The sequence below is a fragment of the Ruegeria sp. EL01 genome, assembly GCF_900313035.1.
Classification (GTDB): Bacteria; Pseudomonadota; Alphaproteobacteria; order Rhodobacterales; family Rhodobacteraceae; genus Ruegeria.
The window spans coordinates 32,728-51,300 of sequence record NZ_OMPS01000020.1; the positions used below are offsets into that span (position 1 = coordinate 32,728).

17 protein-coding genes and 1 pseudogene are annotated in these 18,573 nt (G+C 53.5%); 10 read left to right on the forward strand and 8 right to left on the reverse strand.

Going from position 1 to position 18,573, the window contains the following annotated elements; all coding sequences use genetic code 11:
* The first annotated feature begins 155 nt into the window (after window positions 1-155).
* The 7 genes from D9K61_RS10235 (at window position 156) to D9K61_RS10265 (ending at window position 8,915) form a co-directional block, all read left to right on the forward strand.
* Entirely contained in the window at window positions 156-1,151 is a 996-nt protein-coding gene (locus tag D9K61_RS10235) for a BMP family protein (RefSeq protein ID WP_120633156.1), read from the forward strand.
* A 7-nt stretch (window positions 1,152-1,158) separates the two neighbouring features.
* A complete protein-coding gene (locus tag D9K61_RS10240; protein ID WP_120633157.1) occupies window positions 1,159-2,721 on the forward strand; it encodes an ABC transporter ATP-binding protein in 1,563 nt (520 codons plus the stop codon).
* Window positions 2,718-3,827: an ABC transporter permease gene (locus D9K61_RS10245; protein ID WP_120633158.1), complete on the forward strand. Its 1,110-nt coding sequence runs from the start codon at window positions 2,718-2,720 to the stop codon at window positions 3,825-3,827. The genes D9K61_RS10240 and D9K61_RS10245 overlap by 4 nt, the downstream gene beginning before the upstream one ends.
* A complete protein-coding gene (locus tag D9K61_RS10250) occupies window positions 3,824-4,795 on the forward strand; it encodes an ABC transporter permease (RefSeq protein ID WP_120633159.1) in 972 nt (323 codons plus the stop codon). The genes D9K61_RS10245 and D9K61_RS10250 overlap by 4 nt, the downstream gene beginning before the upstream one ends.
* A 358-nt stretch (window positions 4,796-5,153) precedes the next feature.
* Window positions 5,154-6,767, forward strand: coding sequence for an alkaline phosphatase (locus tag D9K61_RS10255; protein ID WP_216825779.1), 1,614 nt, complete (start codon window positions 5,154-5,156; stop codon window positions 6,765-6,767).
* A 98-nt stretch (window positions 6,768-6,865) separates the two neighbouring features.
* Window positions 6,866-7,870 (forward strand): adenosine deaminase, encoded by a 1,005-nt coding sequence (add, locus tag D9K61_RS10260; RefSeq protein ID WP_162946834.1) that lies wholly within the window; start codon window positions 6,866-6,868, stop codon window positions 7,868-7,870.
* A gap of 229 nt (window positions 7,871-8,099) precedes the next feature.
* On the forward strand, window positions 8,100-8,915 hold the full coding sequence (locus D9K61_RS10265) for a purine-nucleoside phosphorylase (RefSeq protein ID WP_120633162.1): 816 nt from the start codon (window positions 8,100-8,102) through the stop codon (window positions 8,913-8,915).
* A gap of 241 nt (window positions 8,916-9,156) precedes the next feature.
* Here the strand turns inward: D9K61_RS10265 and D9K61_RS10270 are convergent, their stop codons facing one another.
* The gene (locus tag D9K61_RS10270; RefSeq protein ID WP_120633163.1) at window positions 9,157-9,447 is read right to left on the reverse strand and encodes a hypothetical protein; all 291 of its coding nucleotides are present in this window, start codon (window positions 9,445-9,447) and stop codon (window positions 9,157-9,159) included.
* A pseudogene (locus tag D9K61_RS10275) lies at window positions 9,437-9,646 on the reverse strand (transposase domain-containing protein); the annotation flags it as partial. The gene D9K61_RS10270 and the pseudogene D9K61_RS10275, both read right to left, overlap by 11 nt.
* A gap of 32 nt (window positions 9,647-9,678) precedes the next feature.
* Between D9K61_RS10275 and D9K61_RS10280 the strand changes: the two are divergent.
* Window positions 9,679-10,062: a hypothetical protein gene (locus D9K61_RS10280; RefSeq protein ID WP_120633164.1), complete on the forward strand. Its 384-nt coding sequence runs from the start codon at window positions 9,679-9,681 to the stop codon at window positions 10,060-10,062.
* Window positions 10,063-10,094: 32 nt separating this feature from the next.
* On the opposite strand, the gene D9K61_RS10285 is transcribed toward D9K61_RS10280, so the two are convergent.
* The 4 genes from D9K61_RS10285 to D9K61_RS10305 all read right to left on the reverse strand — a co-directional run bounded on the left by D9K61_RS10285 (window position 10,095) and on the right by D9K61_RS10305 (window position 13,724).
* Window positions 10,095-10,805: an IS6 family transposase gene (locus tag D9K61_RS10285; RefSeq protein ID WP_120633165.1), complete on the reverse strand. Its 711-nt coding sequence runs from the start codon at window positions 10,803-10,805 to the stop codon at window positions 10,095-10,097.
* A 608-nt stretch (window positions 10,806-11,413) separates the two neighbouring features.
* Window positions 11,414-11,791, reverse strand: a complete 378-nt coding sequence (locus D9K61_RS10295) for a nuclear transport factor 2 family protein (RefSeq protein ID WP_120633166.1) — start codon at window positions 11,789-11,791, stop codon at window positions 11,414-11,416.
* Between the two features lie 47 nt (window positions 11,792-11,838).
* Window positions 11,839-12,768, reverse strand: coding sequence for a DMT family transporter (locus D9K61_RS10300; RefSeq protein WP_162946835.1), 930 nt, complete (start codon window positions 12,766-12,768; stop codon window positions 11,839-11,841).
* Window positions 12,768-13,724: a glutathione S-transferase family protein gene (locus D9K61_RS10305; protein WP_120633168.1), complete on the reverse strand. Its 957-nt coding sequence runs from the start codon at window positions 13,722-13,724 to the stop codon at window positions 12,768-12,770. Before D9K61_RS10305 ends, D9K61_RS10300 begins: the two co-directional genes overlap by 1 nt.
* A 110-nt stretch (window positions 13,725-13,834) precedes the next feature.
* On the opposite strand from D9K61_RS10305, the gene D9K61_RS10310 reads away from it, so the two are divergent.
* Window positions 13,835-14,740 (forward strand): LysR family transcriptional regulator, encoded by a 906-nt coding sequence (locus D9K61_RS10310; RefSeq protein ID WP_120633169.1) that lies wholly within the window; start codon window positions 13,835-13,837, stop codon window positions 14,738-14,740.
* A gap of 436 nt (window positions 14,741-15,176) precedes the next feature.
* Here the strand turns inward: D9K61_RS10310 and D9K61_RS10315 are convergent, their stop codons facing one another.
* Together D9K61_RS10315 and D9K61_RS10320 are read right to left on the reverse strand one after the other, a co-directional pair.
* Window positions 15,177-16,250, reverse strand: coding sequence for a DUF3800 domain-containing protein (locus tag D9K61_RS10315; protein WP_254055739.1), 1,074 nt, complete (start codon window positions 16,248-16,250; stop codon window positions 15,177-15,179).
* A 153-nt stretch (window positions 16,251-16,403) separates the two neighbouring features.
* Complete coding sequence (locus D9K61_RS10320; protein ID WP_120633176.1) at window positions 16,404-17,510, reverse strand: DUF3800 domain-containing protein; 1,107 nt, start codon at window positions 17,508-17,510, stop codon at window positions 16,404-16,406.
* A 153-nt stretch (window positions 17,511-17,663) separates the two neighbouring features.
* Between D9K61_RS10320 and D9K61_RS10325 the strand changes: the two genes are divergently transcribed.
* Window positions 17,664-18,573, forward strand: a protein-coding gene (locus D9K61_RS10325) for an IS630 family transposase (protein WP_120633170.1) whose coding sequence is annotated in 2 segments (ribosomal slippage) — window positions 17,664-18,005 and window positions 18,008-18,573 — 908 coding nt annotated over the 2 segments. Because the reading frame shifts where the segments join, the coding sequence is not laid out codon by codon here. This gene is flagged as partial in the annotation.

Genomic DNA, 18,573 nt, shown 5'->3' on the forward strand with positions numbered 1-18,573 from the left:
ATTTGACTGAGCAATCGCCGATGCTTGCCCAGCGTCGTGATAGGGAGCGTCACAGAGTAATAGTAATTTACTATTTCTGCCGATCAAATCAAAACCTGTAGCCTTCCCGCGACAGGAACTCGCGATAAAGCGAGCACCAGATTAGGGAGGATCTCATGAAGTTCACTTTTGGCGCAATTCTTGGCGTATGCAGTGCACTCGTCGTCAATCAGGCAAGCGCGGAATCGGCGATCATCTACGACTTGGGCGGAAAGTTCGACAAATCGTTCAATGAAAGCGCACACAACGGCGCTTTGCGGTATGGCGAAGCAAGCGGCAACTCATTCTCCGAATTCGAACTTCAGTCCGAAGCGCAACGTGAGCAAGCGCTGCGACGGTTTGCGCAGCGTGGACACAATCCGATCATCACGGCGGGGTTTTCGTTCCAATCCGTTCTTGAAGTTGTTGCCGATGATTTCCCTGACACGAACTTTGTCGCGATAGACACTGTGGTGGACAGGCCAAATGTTCGCTCGGTCGTTTTCCGCGAGCACGAAGGATCTTACCTGGTGGGAATTCTGGCTGCAATGGCAAGTGAATCGGGAACGATCGGCTTTGTGGGCGGGATGGATATCCCCTTTATCCGTCGGTTCTCCTGCGGCTATGTCCTGGGTGCCCGTTCGGTTAACCCGGATGTCGATGTCATCCAGAACATGACCGGGACAACTGCGGCAGCCTGGAACGATCCGGTGCGCGGTGGTGAGCTGACCAAAACCCAGATATCGGAGGGTGCCGATGTCGTTTACCACGCTGCCGGTGGCACCGGGCGTGGCGTCCTTCAGGCTGCGGACGATGCGGGCATTTTGGGCATCGGTGTCGATAGCAACCAGAACTACCTGCATCCTGGAAGCGTTCTTACATCCATGGTCAAGCTTGTTGATGAAGCAGTATTCGCAGCCATGAGCGACGGAGATGCTGGTGGTGAGTTCTCGACCGGGATCGTCTCGCTTGGCGTCGACAACGGTGGTGTGTCTTATTCACTGGACGAGCACAACGCTGATCTGATCTCGGATGAGATGAAAGCTGCTGTATCTGCAGCCGAGGCGGCAATCGTAAGTGGTGACCTTGAGGTCCATGACTTCATGACCACAACGTCTTGCCCAGCGTCCTGAACCGACTATGGAAGCCGAAAGCGAAAAGGCCTGGCATCACGATGCCGAGCCCGCACTGAAGCTCAAAGGGATTTCGAAGAGCTTTGGCCCGGTAAAGGCCAATGTCGATATCGACTTGAGCGTTGCCAAAGGCGCCATCCACGGGATCGTTGGCGAAAACGGTGCGGGCAAATCCACACTCATGTCGATCCTTTATGGCTTTTACAAAGCCGACAAGGGCGAAATATTCATTGACGGAAAACAGATTGAAATCCCCGACAGTAATACGGCAATCGCTGCGGGCATCGGAATGGTGTTCCAGCACTTTAAACTAGTCGAAAATTTCACTGTACTGGAAAACATCATCCTTGGTGTCGAGTCCGGTGGATTGCTGGCGCCTTCGCTTGATCAAGCCAGAAAGACGCTGGCAGAGCTGGCAGACGAATACGAACTTCAGGTTGATCCTGAGGCGAAAATAGAAGACCTGTCGGTTGGTGCGCAGCAGCGTTTAGAGATTCTCAAAGCGCTCTATCGTAAAGCAAATATTCTGATCCTTGACGAACCAACTGGTGTTTTAACACCAACAGAAGCTGATCATCTGTTCCGGATCTTACGAAACCTGAAGGAACAGGGAAAGAGCATAATTCTGATCACGCACAAGCTGCGAGAAATCATGGACGCGACCGACACCGTGTCGGTGATGCGTCGTGGCGAAATGACTGACACGGTCGCTACCAAAGATACGTCGCCCGAGGGTCTGGCGGAGTTGATGGTTGGCCGAAAGGTCTTGTTAAAGGTGGACAAGGCCCCCGCCAACCCCGGCAAGAATATTCTGAGCGTGCGAAATCTGAATGTGACGGACGGTCAGGGCGTTGCCCGGCTCAAAGGCATTGACCTCGATATTCGCGCGGGCGAGATTCTGGGAATTGCCGGCGTTGCCGACAATGGGCAATCCGAACTATTGCAAGTGCTTGGAGGCATGCGGACGGCCGAGGGGACGATCGCGCTTAACGGCAAGGAAATCGATCTCTCTCTCGGCGATCAGGGTCGTTCTCGTCGGCAGATCGGGATATCGCATGTTCCCGAAGACCGGCACCGAATGGGCATGATTATGAGCTTCAGCGCCTGGGAAAACTCGGTGTTCGGCTATCATAACGAACCAGAATACTCACGACCGTTAGGCCTCGCCAATCAAATAGCAATACAGAACACATCGCGGAACGAGTTTGAAAGATACGACATCCGCCCGCGCAACATAGACCTAACCGCGACATTCTTCTCTGGCGGCAATCAGCAGAAAGTCGTCATCGCCCGAGAGGTTGAAAGAAACCCGGATCTTCTTCTGATCGGTCAGCCAACCCGTGGCGTTGATATCGGCGCGATTGAATTCATCCACAAGCAGATTGTGAAGCTCCGGGATCAGGGAAAGGCTATTCTGCTGGTTTCTGTTGAACTTGAAGAAATCTTGTCTCTGTCCGATCGCGTGGCCGTCATGTTCGAAGGCACGATCTCGGGCGAACGGGTAACAAGCGAAACGGATGTAAATGACCTTGGCCTCTTGATGGCCGGAATGGGCGAGGCGACGACATGAACTCAAATATACCCAAGTGGGTAGATATTGGCCTGATTCCTGGCCTCAACTTGCTGATCGCCTTCGCTCTGGCGGGAATTGGCGTACTGGTTGTTGGTGAAAGTCCTTATCGGGCACTGACCATCCTGCTGCAGGGTGCATTGGGATCAAGCTATGGGATTGGGTATACCCTGTTTTACGCCACCAGCTTCGTGTTCACGGGGCTTGCAGTTGCAGTTGCGGCGCACGCCGGCCATTTCAATATCGGTGGGGAAGGTCAGGCGGGCGTTGGCGGTATCGGTGTGGCCCTGATCTGTCTGAGTTTCCTAGGCGATAGCCATTGGCTTTTGGTGTTTCCGATTGCGGTGCTTGCAGCAGTGGCGTTCGGTGTTGCCTGGGCTTTTGTGCCTGCATATCTGCAAGCTAGGCGTGGCAGCCACATCGTGATCACGACAATCATGTTCAATTTCATCGCGGCGGCATTGTTGGTCTACCTTCTCGTCAACGTTCTGAAAGTTGAAGGAACGCTGGCCCCGGAAAGCCGACGCTTTGGAGAAGGCGCCCGCATTCCGCAAATGAATGAAGTCGGCTCGTGGTTCGGCCTGCAACTTGCCAGTACGCCATGGAACATTTCGTTCTTCGTGGCAGTGGCGGCTTGCGTCTTCACATGGCTGCTCATCTGGAAATCCAAGCTCGGTTACGAAATGCGCGCATTCGGCGCCTCGGCAGAAGCCGCCGTTTATGCCGGTATCAGCCCCTTCAAGATTACCATGGTTGCGATGACAATCTCGGGCGCGATGGCAGGCATGATGGCGTTGAATACTGTCATGGGCGAAAGCCAGCGTCTGATTCTTGACGCTGTGCAGGGTGCAGGATTCGTCGGAATTGCCGTGGCACTTATGGGGCGATCTCATCCGGTTGGGATTTTTCTGGCGGCGGTTCTGTTCGGCATTCTTTTCCAAGGTGGGGCCGAGCTTGCTTTTGAGATGCCTGCAATCAACCGGGATCTGATCGTGATGATCCAGGGCCTCGTGATCCTCTTCACGGGTGCGCTTGAAAACATGATCAGATGGCCGATTTCGTCGTTCTTCGATTTTCGAGCAACCGCGAAGGAAGCCGCCCAATGAGTTTTGAACTGATCATTCAATTGACGGATTCGACAATCCGACTCACTACTCCTCTTCTCTTGGCATGCCTCGCTGGGATGTATTCCGAGCGGTCGGGTGTCTTTGACATTGGTCTGGAAGGTAAAATGCTGGCCGGCGCTTTTGGTGCCGCCGCCGTTGCTGCGGTGACGGGATCGGCCTGGATAGGGCTTATGGCCGGAATGGGTGTCAGCGTGTTTTTTGCAATCATTCACGGCTTTGCAGCGATCACGTTGAGAGCCAACCAGATCATCTCGGGCGTCGCTGTCAACGTTCTTGCGGCAGGAATGTCGGCCTTCATTGGCCAGAACTGGTTTAAGATGGGAGGCCAGACCCCACAATTGTCGGGCTCTGGGCGATTCAACGAGATCTCGCTTCCGCTTGCGGAAACACTGTCCGGTGTCCCGGTGCTGGGGGCGATCTATTCCGACCTGATTTCAGGCCACAACATACTGACCTATGCCGCGTTTGTTGCTGTGCCGTTGTCCGCCTGGGTCTTGTTCAAGACACGTTACGGATTGCGACTGCGCGCCGTTGGCGAAAATCCTGGTGCTGTTGACACGGCGGGTATTTCGGTCGAACGCCAGCGTTTCTCGGCCGTGCTGATATGCGGTGTTCTTTGCGGGATGGCAGGTGCGTATCTGTCACTGGGCACCTCGGCAGCTGGTTTTGTGCGGGATATGACTGCAGGAAAGGGCTATATTGCTCTGGCAGCATTAATATTTGCAAAATGGACGCCAAAGGGTGCGCTTCTTGCGTGTATGTTGTTTGGGTTTCTGGAAGCCATCGGAAACAAGTATCAGAGCATCACGATCTTTGATCTGTTCGTGGTGCCGGTTCAGTTTATGCAAGCCCTGCCATACATCCTGACTGTGGTCATTCTGGCCGGATTTGTCGGCAAAGCCGTCCCTCCGAAATCTGGCGGTGTTCCCTACATAAAAGAAAGGTAGCCGACCTCCTCCCAACTTCGGTCCAAGCATTGCTTGGACCGTTTTTTTGTCAGAACCCCACAAGTTGAATGCAAAAGGCTCCATGAGAATGCGGGCCCGTCTCCCGCAATAATCAACCCCTATTGGTGATAGCCTATTGATATTTCCACAGGAAACTAAACTGCCACAAAATCATTCTCGCTAACGTCAAATTCGTTCCTTTGGTAGCGGTGACGCTGGGGCTAGGGGGAACCCGCCAAGCCTCTGCATATATTGGATATTCCTGAACTATCAGGGTCTGAGAGATGTTTGGCGATCTGAGGTCAGGTTTAGCGAATGAACCGCAGGAACTTAAAAAGATCAGGGAGAAAGCTGAGCGATGAAACACAAACTACTGTCAGGAAATGCCATCTTAGGAATGACTGCCGCCGCGATGATCGGTGCGGTTGCTCCTCAGGCGGCCATAGCTGAAAGGACCAAGAATCTTATTCTGATGATCGGCGACGGAATGGGGCCGCAACAGATCGGATTGCTTGAACTGTACGCCCGGGAAGCGCCGGATTCCAAGTACAATGGAAATCCGACCGCGATCACGAAATTTTCCGACGAAGGAATTCTTGGATTTTCGCTGACCAATCCGCACGATGCGTTGGTCGTGGATTCCGCATGTTCGGCCTCGCACCTTGCCCTGGGCATTGACGCTCCGCTGGAGGCGGTTGGCATAGATGCCAATGGCGATCCATATGAAACCATTCTCGAAATGGCACAGCGGTTGGGTAAGTCAACCGGACTTGTGTCAGACACGCGAATTACACATGCGACGCCGGCAGCCTTTGCCGCGCATCAACCGCACAGAAGTCTGGAAAACGAAATTGCTGTGGATATGCTGGGGGTTGGCCCCGACGTGATGTTGTCCGGCGGCTTGCGGTACTTCGTTCCAGCTTCCGTGAACGACAAAGGCGATGCCTATGAGGCATTGAAGGAGCGTACCGGCGGAGGCTTCAGGTTAAGTTCAAAACGCAAAGATGAACGTAACCTTTTGGAAGAAGCCGAAAATCTGGATTACACTGTTGTCCACACTCTTAATCAGATGAACGATGCGCAAGACGATGGTAAGCTGCTCGGATTGTTTGCAAATTCGGCAATGATGGACGGAATTGCATATTCCCGGTCCGCCAATGAACCGGGACGCGAGCAGCCGTCGCTTCGCGAAATGACCATGAAAGCGCTGGATATCCTTAGCCAGGACGAAGACGGTTTCTTCCTTATGGTTGAAGCCGGCCAGATCGATTGGGCATCGCACAACAATGATCCAGGCACATTGCTTCATGAGCTTTTGAGATTCGACGAGGCTATCGAGTACGTCTATGAATGGGTGCAGGGGCGTGACGACACAGTTGTAGTTGTGACCGCTGACCATGAAACCGGTGGATTTGGGTTCAGCTATTCGATCGCAGACTTGCACGAACCGACTGAACTTCCAGGGTCGGTGTATGCCGGGCGCTCATTTGATCGCAACTTCGACTATGCGCGCAAGGAAATTCTCAGCAAGCTTTACAAGCAATCGGACGATTGGTTTGGCCTGTGGCTTGGCTTCCTCCGCAAGGATAAAGCCGATCAGACCCCTGAGAACCTGATGGAGCTGGTGAATTCTCACAGCGAATTCAAGATCGATCTGGAAGACGCGAAGGCGATAATGGCAAAGCAGCCCAATCCATACTTCTCGGAGGGGCACGTCTTCGCGGGTCAGGAAACGCTTCCAAAAATCGCCGACTATCAGGCGTTCTATATGGTGACACTTGGAACCCACGCTGCCTTGATCAGCCGGCAAATGGCGGATCAGACAAATATCACCTGGGCAACCGGGGGGCACACCCATACGCCGGTCAATGTCATTGCGTGGGGGCCTGAGGAAACCATTGATCCGTTTAGTGGCGCCCTGCATCACGTCGAAGTTGGGGCGTTGATGAAGGACATCATCTCGGGCGAGTAACTATCTCACTGGAAATCTGATGGGCGGCACTTGTCTGCCGCTCATCCATGTCGTCAAAGGTTGGCGATTTTTCATTTGAACACGAGCTTAGCCACAGAATGACAGAACGAATTCCCATGGCAGAAATTCATGTGCATCTTGAGTGCACAGTAACGCCGGAACGCGCGGGTTTGCTGGCGAAAAAGAATGGGATCACTTTGCCCGATTCAGCGTTCGGGCCATCTGGCGATTTTCACTACGTAGACTTCGCAGATTTCCTTCGGCTGACAGAAATTGTCAGTGAATGCATTCGCACCGAGCAGGATTACTACGACATTACTGCGGATTACCTGACAAGCGCGGCAGATTGTGGTGTGATTTATCAGGAGTTGATCTATTGGCCGGAATTGGCCGCTCGCAACGGATTGACGTCTGAGGCGGCGTTGGCGGGTATTAAGCAGGCCGTCCGCGATGTCGAAGAAAAATCAGGTCTGACCACGCTCCTGCAGGCTGTCATGGTTAGGCATGATGGCCCTGAGGCAGCGGAATCTGTAGCTACGTGGGCCGCAAATTTAGATGAGCCATTGCTGCGTGGTGTAAACCTTGCCGGCAATGAGGTCACGCACGGCCCAGAACTCTTTACTCGTGCCTTCGCGATCGCCCGGCAGGCCGGTCTGGAATGTATCATTCATGCGGGGGAAGCCGTGGGCCCGGAAAGCATTCGTGCGGCCTTGAATGTTACCGGCGTTTCTCGCATTGGCCACGGTGTCCGGGCGGTCGAAGACCCGGCGTTGGTCGAAGAGTTGGTTGAAAGAGGCGTGACGCTGGAAGTGTGTCCAAGTTCAAATATCTGGACTGGTGTATTTGATGACCTCAAAAATCATACGTTGCGTCAGTTGTTTGATGCCGGTGTCAAGGTGACCTTGAATTCGGACGACCCCCCTTACTTCTTTTCTACCATTGATGAGGAATATGACATCGCCCGCGAGACGTTTGGGTTCTCGGATGCGGAACTGCTCGATTTGACGCACAACGCCATACTTGCCGGAATGCTGAGCAACGACGAAAGGATGCCGCTATTGAATGAAGTAGATGACTACCGACAGAAACTTTCGATCGGATAAATGTTCACACAATTATCGCCATGGACGATGCAATGCTGAGCATGACCTGTCTCCTATCTACTTCCTTTCGTGTGTCGATGCTTGCTAGACAACAAGTAGCGCGTCAGGTTGGCGGCTGCCCTCGGGTGTTGCGGTGGTCATTGGTCGGCAGGAAGCAGGGCATTCTTTATCGGCTCGAACCACCTTCTGGCGTCCTGTGCTTCAATTTCAACTCAAAAGGAACCTTACCATGAGCTTGTCAAATGCCGTTGGGCTGATCCGCAGCAAAATCCAGATCGACACCATCGACGTCGCCTTGATTCTTGGCTCGGGTCTTGGCGCCTTTGCTGACCAGGTCGACGGTGCGTGCATCGATTACGCGGATATCCCAGGCTTCCCCCATGCCGGTGTGTCCGGCCACTCGCCGAAGCTGGTGATCGGAAAGCTCGGCAACGCCGATGTCGCTATCTTTGGTGGACGGATGCACTATTACGAAAAAGGCCAGGCCGATGTCATGCGCTTCCCCCTAGAAGTCGTCGCGGAACTTGGCGCTTCAGAAGTGATCCTGACGAACTCCGCCGGATCGGTACGCGAAAACATCCAGCCCGGAGAGTTGATGCAAATCGTTGATCACCTGAACTTCTCGGGTCTCAACCCGCTGATCGGCGAAGGCACAGACAAGCGGTTCGTGGGCCTCTCCGAGGCCTACGATCCGGGCATCGCCAACGCTCTGCAAGTCGCTGCAGAAACAGTGGGCGAGCCTATGCACCAGGGCGTTTATACATGGTTTTCTGGTCCCTCGTTTGAAACGCCAGCCGAAATCCGGGCCACACAGGTTCTGGGCGGCGATGCGGTTGGCATGTCCACGGTGCCGGAGGTTATTCTGGCGCGATTCCTGGGACTAAGGGTCGGTGCGATCTCCGCCATAACCAACATGGGGGCGGGGATGAGCAACGAAAGCCTGAGCCACGAGTACACCAAGAACATGGCCCCGATCGGCGCGGTCAAACTCAGTGCGATCCTGACCGAGTACTTCCGGACCTATCAGCCAGCCGGAGCAGATTGAACCACGCAGTGAACCTTCCTGATCGTCCTCAATTCCGTCGGGATCGGGGGCACCCGATGCGGCTGAGATTGGCGACGGGAGCGCTGCCGTGGTGCGCCAAATCTCTCAGGCTTGCTTCAAAGACTGCTGTGACAGACTTGGATTGCGCCAAGGTCCGCTACACTTATCCAACTTGGCTCGAATGGGGTCTGCGAAAGTGGCAAACCTGACCGTACCAGAGTATCCGTCCGATGAGGACGCCTCATTCGTAGATTTTCCCAGCCATGAGCATTTGCGCTGCCCGTTTCCAAGGATTTGATGTTTCTGTCTGACTGTCGTGTGCCCACGCTGTTGCTGCATCCAAGAATGCGTTGATCGTCGTGTTCTCCCATCCGTTTGCAGCGGGGGAGTATGGGCTGGAGGGATTGGCGTTCTCTTTGACTCGGCTGTCTTCGAAGTCAGCAGCCAGTGCTTTTACAAAACGGATAAAGGTGGCTTCGTCTTCTACGCAGTCGCATAGCGACATCAGTTCTATGTCGTCCTTAACGCCCATCGAAGCACCACGGCATGAGTTCATCAAGGCGATTGATCTTGTGATCCGGGAGGCGGTCGAGAACCCATGCAAGCCATGCCTCGGGATCAACACTGTTCATTTTGGCCGTTTCGATCAGAGTATAGTCGATGGCGGCGGCCTTGCCGCCCCCAACGGAGCCCATGAACAGGTAATTCTTGCGTCCGATGGCCAGTTCCCGTTCATTCTGCCCATGTCGGGCAGATTTACCGCGTGCGTTACAGATGGCATGCCTATTTCGGATCAGATGTCCGGGTGTTTCAAGCCCACAAACGCGGTGATGGCCAATACGTAGCTTTGGAGCGCGATCCCGGTGTCGTGATCATGGCGCCGGCATGGGTGCTTGATGCGGTGGTGTGTTCGACCCTGAGTTTGGGCGCCCCGCTTGCTTCCATTGCCGCGCTGAATGATCTCCATGGTGTTTTCGCGTCCCTGCGGTTCCGGCGAAGCTTTGTCGATGAAGAATCAACACAGGAGGCCGAGTATGATCCCGGAACAAAGGACCGATCCAGCGCAGTTGCCGCTACCCCTTCATCCCAGTCCAATTACTCAAATGACACAGGAGGAGAAGGCAGCTGGGTATTGCCAAGTTATTGACCTGAGCTTGTGACGCATTGGCAGAGGCTGGATCAAGCCGTCATTTCTTCAGTGTAATCGTCCCGGAGGTAGAATGCGTCGGAACGCGCGTGGCGGTATGAGTTTGCGGTGAGTTGATATCGGCGGGGACGGAAGATCAGGTTGATCTGGTCATGCGCAGACAGAAACCTCTGAGCCTGCCGGTGAGACTTGAACTTACCGAATAGCTTCTCTCTTTTGCGAGTCGGTCGATGGGAGACTTCGATCGCGTTGTTGAGACCCTTGTGAGCGCGATGATCCGCGTCCGGTGCCAGCGTGTTGATCGGCTTGATGTAGCTGCGCAATTTGTCGGTGATAACGACCCTGGGTTCGCCAAATTTGCCAACCAACCCTTTGAAAAAGCGCTTTGCGGCTTTGGCGCTTCGACGCGTTTGCACGAGAATGTCGAGCACATCGCCATTTGCGGCGATTGCGCGCCACAGCCAGTGTTTCCTGCCACGGATCATGATCACGACTTCGTCCATGTGCCACTTGTCGTTTGGCCGTGGACGATCACGGCGAATGCAATCTGCAAAGTGCTGACCGAAGCGATTGACCCAAAGCCGAACGGCTTCCCGGCTCACGATCACGCCCCTCGCAGCCAACAGATCCTCGACGTCAGCTGTACTCAACGCAAAGCGATGGTAAGCCCAAACCGCGTAGGCAATGATCTCGCGAGGAAAGCGAAAACCCTTCAGGCGTGGCATGATCGTTGGAATGTTCATTAGCGCGACATAGCTGGATCACTCAGCCTGAACAACTTGGCAATACCGACCCACCATGTCAGCATCCTGGAGATGAACGGAGAAAGCTATCGTCTGGCACAGAGCAGGGCTCGGCAGAACTCCTAATACGCGGAAAAGATTGGTCCTGACGGACCAAGACGCCTTGGCAACCGCCAGCTATTTGGGAGCGCGTTTGCCAAGGCGTCGGCCACCCAAGCAATGGACGACTTTTGCTCCGCCCCGTGGCAGAATTTTACTCCGCCGTTGACACCCCAGGCGAATATCGAAAATCAATCAATTAGACCGGGAAACTTGATCGGCTAGAGGTCATAGACTTTGATCCATACCCGAACAAAACCGCCATTCATACACTGCGCACGAACCGTTCAGACGCGGACAATCCAGTCATTCGGCGGAGCACCACGAGCGACCGCTTCTTTGTAGTAGGCTTAACTGGCGATCTCCTCAGGCCTTTCATTTCGCATGAACACGACTAGCACGACAGTACAATCAGCAGCACAGCAGAATTTGGCCGCTGATTGTACCATTACCTAATCCGGCGGTCGAGGTTGCTTGAGCAGGCATACAAGCCCCCGAGATCACGGTGTCTACAGACCAGAAATATCGACGTAGATTCTGTAGTCGGTTATCTTTCCATCGTGCACCTCAAGCCTCGTAGCGAAAGGAACTTCATGTTCGCTGAGGTCTTTTCGAGTGTAGTGAACCAAACCGTCGCAAAAAGCAGTCGATCCGCTTTCCCAGATTCCCGAGATCGTGTGTCGCATAGCTTTAATCGTCTCGAAGAATGACGCATTTGCGATTTCAACGTCCGTGCGCCCGTTGATGGCGTCAGAGTTTCCAAGCTTGAACGTGACATTTTCCGCGACGAAACTGGCCACACCTTTGGCATCCATTGTGTCGACGGCAAAGTAGAGCAGTGAGATCAGTGGAGTATGCTGAGTTGTGTTTTGAGCTGTGATTTCCATAGTGCTTGTCCTTTGGATGTTGGTCTAAGTGACTAATTGTTTTGAATTCATCCCGCGGTACGCGACTTGAAGGTGGAACGAAGTGTTGCAAGCGTGATCTGGCCGTTTGAGATCGCCAGGCCAATGAACAGAACGGCCAGTGAAATCAGCAGCTCAAACCGAAGGGTTTCCCCAAATGTGAGAGCGCCAAAGCCAATCCCTGCAAGCGTTGCGAAATAGCCAACTTGAGAAAACCCCACGCCATCAGTGCGGCGTTGCACCTCAAAGGTCAGGATGTATGCAAGTGCCGTGATGAAGCCGACACCTATGATTGCGAGTTGCGGTGCCGACGTGATCGACTGAACACCGGCTCCGTCGCCAAAGATGAACAGGGCGGGCCAGACGAGGATCAATTGTGAGAGCAGTGCGCCCGTTGCCATCATGATGGGGTCGCCGTCCTTGGGATAAGCTTTGCTCCGAAAGACGTTCCCAATGGCAAGGCTCACAGGTCCTGTTGCGGCAAGCGCGATCCAGTATGGATCGATACCAGACAGTTCAAAACCGGTCAGCGTGACGAGGCTTATGCCAATCAAACCGATCAATATTCCTGTCAGTCGATGAAACGGAAGCATCTTGCGTTCTACGGCTGAGGAGATGGCAAATGTGAACAGCGGGGAAAGCGTCACCAGTGCTGAATAGAAACCGGCCGATATATGGCCAAGCACAGTGAAACCTATGAGCGCTGGTGCGCTAACGCCCAGAATTCCGGCCCCTATATAGTAAAACAAATGACGCGGGGTTAGATTAAGACGGCGTCCCGTAACGATGCCGGCGCTGAGTAAAACAAGCGAGGCAACAAGCAACTGCCAGAAAAGTGCCGTGAGTGGTGGTGCGCCAGCGTTTGCTGCTAGTTTGGACAAAGTAAAGCTCATACCGACCAGAACACCGATGGTCATGATCACAGTGGTCGGCCGGAGAGGTTTTGAAAAGACCGACATCATACGGTCTCCTGCAATGGTCTCGCATCAGTCAGAAGATCAATCGGGCCGATGGAAATGATACCGGTCGGATTGATGTGGCGATGGCTTCTAAAATAGTGTTCACGGATATGAGACATATCGATTGTCTCACGAACAACGGGAATTTCAGCGATCAACGCCATGTAGCGTGACAATTCGGGGTAGTCCGAGATCCGCTTCCGATCCGTTTTGAAGTGTGTGACATAGACCGGATCAAACCGAACCAGTGTCGGAAAGAGCTTCAGATCTACTTCAGTGATCTCATCTCCAACCAGACATGTACGAGTGCTGAGAAGTTGTTCAATCGCATTAAGACCATCAAATAGTTTGCAAACTGCATCACAATAGGCACCCTGAGATGTGGCAAACCCTGCGCGATAGACGCCGTTGCGTATCGGGGCTTGGATCAGCTCCGCAATTCGGTCGATTTCATGAGAAAGAGCACTAGGGCAGAGATCCCAATCGTTCGCTCCAAGATCCGAAAAAGCTGTGTTGAACATGCGCATGATGTCCGACGACTCATTGCTGACAATCGCTCCACTCTTCTTATCCAAAAGCACAGGCACAGTAATTGATCCGGTGTAGCCTGGATCAGCCCGCTGATAGACTTCGTAGAGATGCCGGTCGTTGGGTACATTCTCGTGCGCATCAAAGCTGCGTTGCTCGATGACCCAGCCATTCTCGGATGCAATGGGGTCCATGCAGGTGATGCTGAATGCGCCGGTTATGCCTTTCAGGGCCATTACTAATTCAACGCCATGACACCAAGGACATGCCTTTGAGAGATACAGATGATACCGGCCGCGCTCGGCGGGAAAATTAACCTTCGGGCCAGCCTTGATCCTGTTGCGAAACTTGCTTGGAATGCGTTTGAATTGACCATCGGTCTGAACTGATTTTTCGGTGAGAACACCGTCGATGAGCATTTTGGGCATGGATGCCTCCTATCCGTTGCCACGAAGATAAGAGAATTCCCAAAACTTGATAATATGTAATTGTTGAACTACATTAGTGAAAATAATTCATCCAAACTGCTGAGCCTCAAATGAATGAAATCGCTGCAATCCCTGTGTTTGTAAAAGTGGCTGAAGCTGGTGGCTTTGCGGCAGCTGCGAGGCAACTCGGCCTGACAAACTCGGCCGTAAGCAAGAGGATATCAAATCTGGAAGCACATCTGGGAACGCAGCTGTTTCATCGAACAACACGCAGTATTTCACTGACCGAAGCTGGTGAAGTTTACCTCGCTCATGCCGTACAGGCACTCGGATCGGCACGTGAGGCGGAAGATGCAGTCACTTCCTTGCAAGGAAAGCCCGTTGGGCAACTCAGAGTCTGCGCTCCTGTCTCCTTCGGCATTTTGCACATCGCCCCACTGATGGCTGGCTTCTTGCAAAACCACCCTGGAATCACGCTCGATCTCGTTATGGATGACAGGGTCGTTGACCTCGTTGATTCAGGTTTTGATATGGCTATCAGAGCAGGAAAATTAGAGGTTTCGTCACTGATCTCGCGTCGCCTGACTGATGTCAGAAGCGTAATTGTTGCGTCACCAAATTATCTAAAGGCCCACGAGACGATCAAACAGCCCGAAGACCTTCTTCATCACAACTGCCTTCACTACACCTATTCCCGAGACCCAATGGAATGGGTATTTCATGGCCCACTTGGAGAAAATAAGGTGAAGGCCAAGGGTTCTCTGGGTATCAACAACAGTCAGGCACTTTGCACGGCACTTGTGGATGGTCTGGGCGTAGGCCGGTTACCCACGTTTGTTGCCAGTCCGCATATTAAATCTGGTCGCTTAACAACGTTACTTTCAGACTATTCATTGCCGGAACAGGCGCTCTATGCTGTGTTTCCCGAACGTCGGCACATCCCGGCAAAAGTACGAGCTTTAACCGAATACCTTGTTGATCGTATCGGCGGCGAGGTAGCTTATTGGGATAATTAGTGTCCGAGTTTCTGCCTCCAAGTCGACCACTATGTAGAGTTTGGCAATGAGAATACGGGTGTACTCGAAGTCGCAGAAACGGCCATTCATGTACACCGCAGCATTTGTCAAAAGGGCTCACTGCCGCCATCGGTTGCAGCGCAGCATTTGCCCAGGCTTAGCTTCGGCGGGCGCCAAGAGCAGCCCTATTCCAGACCTCGGAGTTGTCCTGAAGATTCTGCAGTTGCAGCCCGCATAGCCGCCGTTCGCTGCGAGGGTAAAAAGTGCAGTCTTCCGGGGGTCGGGACAAAGGATAGACCTGTCTTTTGCTTACGCGTTATTTTTAAATGCAGAGTACCCTTGCAATTCCAGCATGCAAACTTCGGTAGCGCCTCTAAATTCCCGTCTCGGGAATTCAACTACGAAGAGCTCCCCCTACTGCATTCTTGCAGATGTCTCAGCGCTTCCTTCCGAAGATGTTTGAGGCCAGATAATCAATGGCCTGGCTGTTTTGGCTCCCTGAGCGAAAACGCCGTTGTTCCTCAAAATCTATAGATGGCAACATATGGATGAACTGATCCTCGCGATAAAGTGGCATTAAAGCCTCTGGATCTAATCCACCATCCCGCAAGCCCGTGAGGTTGTTGCCAGCTTCGATTGCAGCGCCGATCATGACATCGGCGAGTTGGACCGCGGGACTTGATTTCGAGTCCACCTGCACGACTTCATTGAGTTTGAGCGGAAACCGCAGCGATGTGATTTCAGTAGCGCAGAATTCCACCTCTTCGTCGTGCTCGATGTACCGCTGCAGGAGGTTGTGATAGGTCGAGAGGTTCTTGGACTGATCATGCTCAACCCGATAGTCTCCCTCGGCCATGACCTCCATACGCGTGATCAGCGATATCAGGACCACAATGGCAATATCGGTAGAGACGCCGTGTGTGGAAATGGCCGAAAGGCAGTCTCGATCTGCATATCGTGCGAGCGGACCCAAAACTTCCGGAAGCTCTCCCCAATTGGTGGCCCCGGCAGCTTCAACCAATTTCTGGAGCGATTGCGAGTTCTTCTCTTTCATCGCCCGTTGAAACGCGTCCATCAGCGCCGCAAACTCTATCTCACCCAGTAGGGCCGGCCCAGCCATGTGAAGCATGGAGGCCATCGCGTAGTTCTGGCCGTTCTCGTACAGGTCAACGCCGCGCTCGTAGTAATAGGGCTCGACCGAATAATCAACGAACATGAGCGTCAGCATAAATCGCTTGTCGGCCACATAGGTTACACAATCGAAATCGCTCAGAAGGTCTTTCATCAGACCAAGGAGGCGCGAGTGGTTGGAAGCGCGTCGCGATAGGGCACTATATTTGAGCTCCGGTGCCTGCAGGCGTGGAAAATGCTCTTTGATCAACCGCCCAGCATCGTCGTTATCGATGGCAATAGCGCTCGCGCCCTGAAACCGCTGGTCGGCGTTGAGCAAGTCAAATCCTGTATAGCCGCTTTCGTCGATACGGAAGCAAGTCATGGCCACGTCATCCATCTTAGAGAGAGGTACTGCATCTACCATGGTTCCTCGCGATTGCCATGTCTTGGTTATGGGCACATGAACAGCCCGTCTATCCGATACGCCATGACGCTGTCTTCTCTGATCCGAAGTAGGCCCGACGAGAGCCAAATGCGGCATCAAGCCCGACTAGAAATTGAAAATTGCTGCGAGCCGTCTTTGGTCTTCCAAGGAGTTAACATATTGGACAAACGCCGGACACTCATCGGTTGATCGATCTACTAGGCCAATTAGTGTATCAAACGCGGCGCGCTGATGACTGTTTAATCCTGAAAGAGAAACGTAAATCTCGCCGAGATCATTGTTCCTCGCGAAGATAAATAGTTTGCCGAGCAGTCCTGCAAGCACATCCGATACCTGGACCCAAGGTGCGGAGCGAGAGTCAACGAAACTGAAATTCGAAAGCGCAGCGTCACCGTCCTTCAAGTCAAGGCCAGCCAAAAAGCTTTGAATTGACGGTTCGATGTCGAGGATGTGGGTGGAGTGTTTGAACAGGGCTAGCCGGTGCAGATAGAAACTGCCGAACCCGTCGATTAGGACGTTGGGGCGCTCATCTTCCAGATAGGGCAAGCTTTCAAGGCGCGCCGCAATTTTAAGTAAGCCTTTCAGCATCTGGAAGTTAAATTCGGGAAACAAATATTTGCGCACCTCGAGGATAACTTGCAGTTCCGCGATAAACGCAGCGCGTCTATCACGGCCTACGTCTGGATAAGTATAGCGACCAAGAATCTCTGCGGTCTCAGAGGGGTCATTGCGGAGAAGCCAGTAGAGGTCGTTCTTGAGCAGCGGAGCGATCCCGATCAACTCTTTGCTTCCATGCTCGGCTATGATTGAGTCGATCACATCAACCAGTGACCAGTACATCGGATCGAGTACCTGAAAGTGGATGAAGGCGTTGGAGTCGTTCAGCCAATTGAGAAAGGTGTAGACCTTGGGAGCATCCAGCAGTGCAAGAAAATCGCCTTTGCCGAGTTGCTTTAGCTTTAGTTCTACAGACGATCTCTGCAAATGAAAGGCAGCTCGGAGGTCTTCGAAATCAAGCGCTGGTGCAAGTCCGGCATGCGCGATGCCGCCCAATACGAAACACTGTGGCCTCCTGACGTTAAGGCCGTTTGGGGTCAGATGCAGTCGACGGATGTTGTTGGTTTCGTCATAGTGAAAGGTGAACGCGCAATCTAAGCCAGTGAGCCCGCCTAAGGCGATTGCTGGATTGCGGATAGCATTTACGTCGACCATGTTGTGTTCGGGCCATCCCTCTCTATATCGCTGAGTGACAGCATCCCAAAAAGGGTTCATTGCCATCATTAAAGCGTTTCCAGCTTTTGTTGAATCGTAGGGGATTCACAGCGGGCGCGTTTTCTGATTCATCCTATTCAGGAGGATCAGTTCATGCCTAACCCGCTCTCTGCCGATATTCGTACACGTTTCGAGGCGCTCTTTGCCGAAGGACTGACGGGTCGTGAGATCGGCCGTCGTCTGATGATTTCAGCGGCGTCCGCGTCGCGCCTTTCACAGAAGCTCAGGCAAGGTTTGCGCCTGAAGCCGGCCGAGAACCCGCGCAACACCGGTCATGGCAGGCTGGCACCCTACCACGAGTTCCTGATCGAGTTGATCCACCAAGATCCGGACATCACACTCAGGGAGCTTCAGGGTGCGTTGGCCGATGCGCACAACGTCACCGCGTCCGTCTCCGGCATTGACCAGGCGCTCAAGCGGTTGGGCTACACGTACAAAAAAAGAGCCTCATTGCGGATGAACGCAAGAGAGCAAGGGTAAAACGGGCCCGGGCCGATTGGTTCACCCATCGTGCCCCTGCGATCAGCGCCATGCCTGAACGTGTTGTGTTCCTTGACGAAACATCCGTCAAAACCAATCTGACACGAACGCGGGGGAGATCTTTGCGCGGCACAAGGCTGACAGCATCCGCGCCGTTTGGGTCTTGGGGAACCCAAACGCTGATCGCAGGGCTGGGGGCATCCGATCTGGTCGCGCCTTGGGTCATCAAGGGGGCGATGGACGGTCCCGCCTTTATTGCCTACATCCGCAATGTGTTGATCCCCGAGATCAAGCCCGGCACCGCCGTGATCCTCGACAATCTCGCCACGCATCGAAACAAGGAGGCCGAGGCAGCCCTCCGTGACCATGGCTGCTGGTTCCTCTTCTTGCCGCCCTACAGCCCGGACTTGAACCCAATAGAAATGGCGTTCTCAAAACTGAAAGCCCACCTCCGACGCATCGGTGCACGATCCTTCACAGAACTCTTCAACGCCCTCAGCGAAATCTGCGACCTCTACACACC

Bases quoted from the DNA above. Each gene is read 5' to 3' on its own strand.
- D9K61_RS10240 (WP_120633157.1), top strand. From the start codon at position 1,159: ATGGAAGCCGAAAGCGAAAAGGCCTGGCATCACGATGCCGAGCCCGCA.
- D9K61_RS10265 (WP_120633162.1), top strand. From the start codon at position 8,100: ATGAGCTTGTCAAATGCCGTTGGGCTGATCCGCAGCAAAATCCAGATC.
- D9K61_RS10255 (WP_216825779.1), top strand. From the start codon at position 5,154: ATGAAACACAAACTACTGTCAGGAAATGCCATCTTAGGAATGACTGCC.
- D9K61_RS10305 (WP_120633168.1), bottom strand. From the start codon at position 13,724: ATGCCCAAAATGCTCATCGACGGTGTTCTCACCGAAAAATCAGTTCAG.
- add (WP_162946834.1), top strand. From the start codon at position 6,866: ATGACAGAACGAATTCCCATGGCAGAAATTCATGTGCATCTTGAGTGC.
- D9K61_RS10245 (WP_120633158.1), top strand. From the start codon at position 2,718: ATGAACTCAAATATACCCAAGTGGGTAGATATTGGCCTGATTCCTGGC.
- D9K61_RS10295 (WP_120633166.1), bottom strand. From the start codon at position 11,791: ATGGAAATCACAGCTCAAAACACAACTCAGCATACTCCACTGATCTCA.
- D9K61_RS10285 (WP_120633165.1), bottom strand. From the start codon at position 10,805: ATGAACATTCCAACGATCATGCCACGCCTGAAGGGTTTTCGCTTTCCT.
- D9K61_RS10320 (WP_120633176.1), bottom strand. From the start codon at position 17,510: ATGGTCGACGTAAATGCTATCCGCAATCCAGCAATCGCCTTAGGCGGG.
- D9K61_RS10315 (WP_254055739.1), bottom strand. From the start codon at position 16,250: ATGGATGACGTGGCCATGACTTGCTTCCGTATCGACGAAAGCGGCTAT.
- D9K61_RS10235 (WP_120633156.1), top strand. From the start codon at position 156: ATGAAGTTCACTTTTGGCGCAATTCTTGGCGTATGCAGTGCACTCGTC.
- D9K61_RS10300 (WP_162946835.1), bottom strand. From the start codon at position 12,768: ATGTCGGTCTTTTCAAAACCTCTCCGGCCGACCACTGTGATCATGACC.
- D9K61_RS10270 (WP_120633163.1), bottom strand. From the start codon at position 9,447: ATGGGCGTTAAGGACGACATAGAACTGATGTCGCTATGCGACTGCGTA.
- D9K61_RS10310 (WP_120633169.1), top strand. From the start codon at position 13,835: ATGAATGAAATCGCTGCAATCCCTGTGTTTGTAAAAGTGGCTGAAGCT.
- D9K61_RS10250 (WP_120633159.1), top strand. From the start codon at position 3,824: ATGAGTTTTGAACTGATCATTCAATTGACGGATTCGACAATCCGACTC.